Below are 529 nucleotides of genomic sequence, written 5' to 3'. Positions count from 1 at the left end.
ACATGCGCCAGTCCACGAGGTTGCGGGGCACGGTTAGTTGACTAGTTACAGTCTGCATTCCGAGCTCTTCGATCGGCATGTCTTGCATGGCAGCGACAGCGGCGCCTCGGAGGTCGTTGAGGCCGAACGTCTGGGCTTCGCTCGCAGCACGCTGCAGCCAGTGAAGTCGGACGAGTCCCTCGGCCTCCTGAGCAATGCTGAGGTATCCCTCCACGAAAGAGCGGTGGGCGCCAAGACGCTCGAGGTCGGTCTCCGCCAACTTCACTCGAAGCTCATGAATGAAGTCGACAACCAGGTCGGATTGGCCATGACCGCCTTGCAATGCATCAACCAGACCCCGCACCTCGTCTCTCTCGGGATGTGCGAACGGTCCGGTTCGGGGAGGGATCGCGAGCGGCTCCAGGCACTGAAACAGCACGTGGGTGAGGCCTTCCGTCACCGCCGCGAGCGCCATGTCCCATAGTTCTTGGCGGACGAGCGTCTCAACTGGAAGCGCGAACTGGCGGGCGAGGCTGGAGGCACGGCGCAA

At 62.8% G+C, this 529-nt stretch carries 1 protein-coding gene; it reads right to left on the bottom strand.

All coding sequences use genetic code 11. The features are described 5' to 3' along the window. Positions 1-529, bottom strand: a 529-nt coding sequence (locus tag BN358_RS26280; protein WP_198018395.1) for a hypothetical protein, incomplete at both ends; no start/stop codon positions are given.

The organism is Sedimentibacter sp. B4, from assembly GCF_000309315.1.
GTDB classification, from domain to species: Bacteria; Bacillota; Clostridia; order Tissierellales; family Sedimentibacteraceae; genus Sedimentibacter; species Sedimentibacter saalensis.
The sequence above is the reverse complement of the archived record's forward strand: the minus strand, read 5'-3'. Positions and strand labels throughout refer to the sequence as shown.